The sequence below is a fragment of the Bacillus sp. JJ1122 genome (assembly GCF_036964885.1).
In the GTDB taxonomy this organism is placed as follows: Bacteria; Bacillota; Bacilli; order Bacillales; family Cytobacillaceae; genus Mesobacillus.
Window position 1 is genome coordinate 145989 of record NZ_JBALQL010000019.1, and the last position, 4466, is coordinate 150454.

7 protein-coding genes are annotated in these 4466 nt (G+C 38.5%); all 7 read left to right on the plus strand.

The window, feature by feature from the left end; all coding sequences use genetic code 11:
* The first annotated feature begins 243 nt into the window (after window positions 1-243).
* The 7 genes from V7201_RS11415 to V7201_RS11445 all read left to right on the plus strand — a co-directional run bounded on the left by V7201_RS11415 (window position 244) and on the right by V7201_RS11445 (window position 4302).
* Window positions 244-543, plus strand: a complete 300-nt coding sequence (locus V7201_RS11415) for a metal-sulfur cluster assembly factor (RefSeq protein ID WP_335376855.1) — start codon at window positions 244-246, stop codon at window positions 541-543.
* A 187-nt stretch (window positions 544-730) separates the two neighbouring features.
* Window positions 731-1099 (plus strand): hypothetical protein, encoded by a 369-nt coding sequence (locus V7201_RS11420; protein ID WP_335376856.1) that lies wholly within the window; start codon window positions 731-733, stop codon window positions 1097-1099.
* A gap of 220 nt (window positions 1100-1319) precedes the next feature.
* Window positions 1320-1418 (plus strand): YjcZ family sporulation protein, encoded by a 99-nt coding sequence (locus V7201_RS11425; RefSeq protein WP_335376857.1) that lies wholly within the window; start codon window positions 1320-1322, stop codon window positions 1416-1418.
* Between the two features lie 36 nt (window positions 1419-1454).
* Complete coding sequence (locus tag V7201_RS11430; protein WP_335376858.1) at window positions 1455-1586, plus strand: YjcZ family sporulation protein; 132 nt, start codon at window positions 1455-1457, stop codon at window positions 1584-1586.
* Between the two features lie 195 nt (window positions 1587-1781).
* Complete coding sequence (locus tag V7201_RS11435) at window positions 1782-2309, plus strand: RNA polymerase sigma factor (RefSeq protein WP_335376859.1); 528 nt, start codon at window positions 1782-1784, stop codon at window positions 2307-2309.
* Complete coding sequence (locus V7201_RS11440; RefSeq protein ID WP_335376860.1) at window positions 2293-2907, plus strand: hypothetical protein; 615 nt, start codon at window positions 2293-2295, stop codon at window positions 2905-2907. Before V7201_RS11435 ends, V7201_RS11440 begins: the two co-directional genes overlap by 17 nt.
* Before the next feature lie 102 nt (window positions 2908-3009).
* Window positions 3010-4302, plus strand: coding sequence for an ABC transporter substrate-binding protein (locus V7201_RS11445; RefSeq protein WP_335376861.1), 1293 nt, complete (start codon window positions 3010-3012; stop codon window positions 4300-4302).
* The last annotated feature ends 164 nt before the right edge of the window (window positions 4303-4466 follow it).

Consider the following 4466-nt stretch of genomic DNA (forward strand, 5'->3'; position numbering starts at 1 on the left):
TTGTTTAACAGAGCCTTTTGTTTAACGACAGGATAGAACATACGATTTTAAAGAAACTTATCAAAAAAGAAATTCTGCAATGTCAAAAAATTATCTACATCTGGAGAAAAGACACAAATTATTCTTCTTAAATTGACAATAATATGAAATGTGAAGTGCGTCACTCCTATTTTTCACTTCCGTCTTTTAAGATAAAAGTAAGATAACAACACATCCCTTAAAACTGGAAGGAGGTATCTCAATATGAATAAAAATGAAATTTATAAACTGCTCGAAGAAGTGGAAGAACCAACGCTTGGAGTGGATATTGTGAACCTAGGCCTGGTTTATGAGGTTTTTGTCAATGACGATGATGATGTTGAAATCGTCATGACTACGAGGAATGAAGATTGCCTGCTGGCCGATTATATTGCGCTGTCTGCCCGAGAACATTTGGCTGAACGTATTGGAAATTTTGATAAGATTGAAATAAAGATGGTGACTGCTCCAAAATGGACAAAAGAACGAATGTCTAGATATGCGAAGTATATGCTGGACTTATAAAAGGATTTTTCAGCCTATAAGGATTGCGGCTTAGCAAGCTTTGATGGCTGTTTTCGTATATATTGATCCAAAAGAGTGAATAGCCAATTAGAGGGAAATAAGAGGAAATGTTTCCATACCCCAATATATTTTGACCTTTTATCGAATTATCTTTTAGAATAAGAGTTGGGTAAGTATTGGAGGCATCATGATGATCTTAAAAAGAATTGCAGGCATCAGCATATGGAAGTTGAACAGGACATTAAAAAAATTGGCATTTGCGAGGATGGAACTTGAAAAGCAGATGCGCAAAGAACTGATTGTCGTCCTGCTGGAGCCAAAAAAAGGAAGTGTACTCGCAACACCTGAAGAAAAGAAAGAAATCGAACAAACAGTCATGGCACTAAATGGCTTTGAAACATTAAGATTGTGCCTGCTTGAAGATTGTAAACCGGTGTACAAGGAGAAGGTTACCCAGAGCGGTGTTTCAAGGTGGCTGGAAATTCCGGTTGAACCACTAATTACATACGAGTTCATGAATGAAGCGTCAAGAAATCATGAGCAGCTGATAGGGTAGGGTGAAGTGGAAAGGAGCCAAATTGGCTCTTTTTTTTATGTTCTTTTCGTAAAGGTATATCATTTTCAATATGATTGATCTCTTGAATCCTTGAATTAACGGGTTAATAATAAGTTCCATTTGATGAATAGAATATGGGCTAATTTTTTTCGAGCGATTAATTGCACAAATGTCTATGCGTGAATAGGATATAGGGACATAAAAAAAGGAGGTTGTTACGATGGGTGATGCATGCGGATTTGGCGGCGGTTTCGCTTTGCTAGTAGTTTTGTTCATTCTTTTAATCATAATCGGAGCGTCTTGGGGTTTCGGTTACTAAAAATTGAATAATTTTTTGCATAAAGGAGGTCATATTATGTACGGTTGCTGCGGATACGGTGGTTACGGTGGTTACGGTTATGGAGGAGCAGGCTATGGCAGTGGTTTTGTGTTAGTCGTCGTTCTGTTTATCCTATTAATTATTGTTGGATGTTCTTTCTGTTTTTAAGCTAACAGGAAAGTGCTTGAGATCATCAAGCACTTTTTTGCTTTCCGATGGTAAATACAAATTCAAGTTAGTCAATAAGGATGATGGAAAAAAATACCCAACCTGTTATTTTAAAATAAAGTAAAAAAATTCTGAAAATAGTGATTCTTTTTTTATGCTCATTCGTCTAACTGTTTGGACAAAGGGGGGAGAAATTTGAGCGATCAATACAGTAGTCATTTCCAACAAGTATACGAGGAGTACAGTGATAAGGTATATGGTTATCTCCTATTGCTAACTGGAAAAAAAGAAGTTGCTGAGGATTTGACTCAGGAAACCTTTTTAAAAGTGTACAAGCACTTTGATCAGTTCAATGGAGATTCACAAATGTTTACCTGGTTAGTGAAGATTGCCAGAAATGTTGCAATTGACTATTTAAGAAGGGTAAACAGGCTGCGTTTTTTTTCGCTGGACAAGTTTTCAATACAGGCCAGCCAGCCCTCACCAATTGAAATCATCGTCAAAGGGGAGAAGACGTCTCTCTTGTACAAAGCGATTAAATCTTTGAAGCTAAGTTATCAGGAAGTATTGATCTTGAGGAAAATTAAAGAGTTTTCAATTAGAGAAACTGCTGTAATTCTTGGCTGGAGTGAGAATAAAGTGAAAATCACAACATCCCGGGCAATGTCCGCATTAAAAAAAGAGTTAATGAGGAGAGGCGAATTAATTGAAGAAATCATTTGAACTTGAAGATAGCTTCAGGAGTCTTAACCATATACCAAGGTCTGATACTCAAAAGCGTAAAACTTATAATGATATATTGGACACTGGGAGGCCGAAAAAGGAGTCTCCGCATTTTTTTAGAAGTTGGACGGGTTCCATCTTAACGATTACTATGCTCCTGATCAGTTCTACTTTCCTGTATATGCAAATTATCACCCCATCAATTAGCCAGCAATCCTCGGTGAAACCTGCGGATCATTTTGCAGCAGGCAAAGTGGTAAGAACTTATTTAAATAAGTCCGATCCACATTATTTTACCCTTCAAACAAATCTGACCAGGCCAGGAATAACCATTTTAGACGACGAGGTTTGGATGGGAAACATTAATGAGGCCCTGATTCGAATGACAGCAGTGCCAAATGCACCAACCGGGAAAAATATTTATGATTTTTTAATTGTTTTTGAAGGCAGGGAGCCTGCAGAATGTAAGCTCTGGGTCAATGAAAGACAGGTATATATTAAGGAACTAAAGAGTGAACAGGTATTTAAAATTGAATCAGGACAAGCTCGCATGATTATTAAAACAATAGAAGATATCGAGAAACGGGTTCAATTTTAGAACCTGTTTTTTTTTAGTTTCTAAAATGTTTATCAATGTTTATGAATGGGTATTAGTTAGGTTGTATTTAATATTTCAACTTGAATATACAGGGGGAGAATCATGAAGAGGGGTCTGGCATTAATTCTTGTATCATTTTTATTAATTGGTCTGCTTGCAGGATGTTCAGGAGAGCAAAAGGCAGAGGCAGAAAAAACAAAGGATGGAAAGGTCGTCGTCAATTTCTGGACATTTTGGGGTTCAGAGACACGCAGGCCAATCATCGAAAAAATCATCGATGATTACAACCAATCCCAAGATAAGGTTTTTGTCAAACATACTTTCCTGCCATGGGGAGATATCTGGACAAAAAACCTTGCATCTGTTGCAGCTGGAAATCCTGCAGATGTCATCATCAATGACATTAATACAGTTTCCCAGCGTGCTGAGAACAAGCAGGTAGAAGATTTAAGTAAATATATAGATGATTCATTCAAACAGCAATTTTATCCGCATTTATGGGAAACAGTTGAATATAAGGGCAAAGCTTATGCTGTTCCTTTCAATACAGATACACGCCTGCTTTTCTATAACAAGAAAGCTTTCAAGGAAGCGGGATTGGATCCAAACAAGCCGCCAGCTACGTGGGAAGAGCTAGAAGAATATGCGGAAAAATTAGATGTAAAAAAAGGTGATCATTACGAGCGCATCGGTTTTTATCCATTATGGGGAAGTGCAGGAGCTTCTAGCTGGATGACAAATGCTGATAATGGTAAAGGATTTATGGATAATGGTGAATTGGCGATTAACACTCCTAAGAAAGTCGAAGCACTTGAATGGATTCTAGGCTGGAAAGAGCGTCTGGGAGAGAATACAGTTCAGGCATTCCAGGCAGAGTTCGGCAGTGAGCAGGCAAATCCGTTTATCGCTGAAAAAGTTGCGATGTGGGTTGATGTAGGAACATTCTATACACAGCTAAGAGATTATGGACAGAACGTCGAATTCGGAGTCGCTCCAATTCCTGCTTACCAGGAAGGTACTGGAAACTGGGCAGAAGGCGGCGGTTTTGTCGCAGAAGTTCCTAAAGGGGCAAAGCATCCGAAGGAAGCAATGGATTTCATAAAATATTTGACTGGTGCTGACGCACAAAAGTACTGGGCTGTTAAAAACTATGACAATGTTGCTAACAAAGAAGCCGCGGAAGCAACTGTATCCGAACTGAAGGGTCCGGACAAAACAGTCTATGAAGCTACTGTTAAGAATCTAGAACAAACAAAAATGTTCCCGGTACCAGTTGAATATCCTGACTACCCTAGCCGAATCAACCCGCAGATCGATAATGCTCTTTTAGGTAAAATTTCTCCTGAAAAAGCATTGGAGAAAGCGGAAAAAGATGTAGAAAAGATGAAGAAATAGATGAATAAGAAAAGAGAAGGCGATGCCCTTCTCTTTTTAATAGGCTCTGTTAAAACTGAATGTTGATTTTTAAAACCTGTTGATTGTAGTGGAAGGCGCGCAGACTCCTCCGAAAATGCTAACGCATTTCCATCGTGCGTGGGCGGATTCGAGGAAGCTATTCA

Bases quoted from the DNA above. Each gene is read 5' to 3' on its own strand.
- V7201_RS11415 (WP_335376855.1), top strand. From the start codon at position 244: ATGAATAAAAATGAAATTTATAAACTGCTCGAAGAAGTGGAAGAACCA.
- V7201_RS11420 (WP_335376856.1), top strand. From the start codon at position 731: ATGATGATCTTAAAAAGAATTGCAGGCATCAGCATATGGAAGTTGAAC.
- V7201_RS11425 (WP_335376857.1), top strand. From the start codon at position 1,320: ATGGGTGATGCATGCGGATTTGGCGGCGGTTTCGCTTTGCTAGTAGTT.
- V7201_RS11430 (WP_335376858.1), top strand. From the start codon at position 1,455: ATGTACGGTTGCTGCGGATACGGTGGTTACGGTGGTTACGGTTATGGA.
- V7201_RS11445 (WP_335376861.1), top strand. From the start codon at position 3,010: ATGAAGAGGGGTCTGGCATTAATTCTTGTATCATTTTTATTAATTGGT.